The sequence below is a fragment of the Collinsella sp. LCP21S3_A3 genome (assembly GCF_052118905.1).
Classification (GTDB): domain Bacteria; phylum Actinomycetota; class Coriobacteriia; order Coriobacteriales; family Coriobacteriaceae; genus Collinsella.
Genome location: NZ_JBQKGH010000063.1, coordinates 1 through 400 on the forward strand (window position 1 = coordinate 1; position 400 = coordinate 400).

The window sequence follows — 400 nt, forward strand, 5'->3', positions numbered from 1 at the left end:
TCGTGAACGCCGTGATGGACGCCGAGGCCGACCAGCTCTGCGGTGGCGGGGCGGACAGCCGAAACGGCTACCGCGAGAGGTCGCTCGCCACCTGCGTCGGCACGCTGACGCCGCGCATCCCCAAGCTGCGCTCCGGCAGCTTCTTCCCGGAGGACGTGCTCGAGCGCTACCAGCGCGTCGACCGCGCCCTCGTGGCCGCCGTGGCCGAGATGTACGCCACGGGCACGAGCACCCGCAAGGTGCAGAGGGTGGCCGAGAAGATGGGCGTCTCCAGGCTCTCGAAGGACCAGGTGAGCGCAATCGCCTCGAGCCTGGACGCAGACATCGAGGATCTGTGCGGAAGGCCGCTCGACGGCTCGCCGGTGCCCTACGTCTGGCTCGACGCGACCTACGTCAAGTG

Annotated in this window: 1 protein-coding gene; it reads left to right on the plus strand. The window is 69.8% G+C overall.

Features of this window, described 5'->3' with window-relative positions:
- On the plus strand, positions 1-400 hold a 400-nt coding region (locus tag ACTQ0H_RS09345; RefSeq protein WP_441548093.1), incomplete at both ends, for a transposase.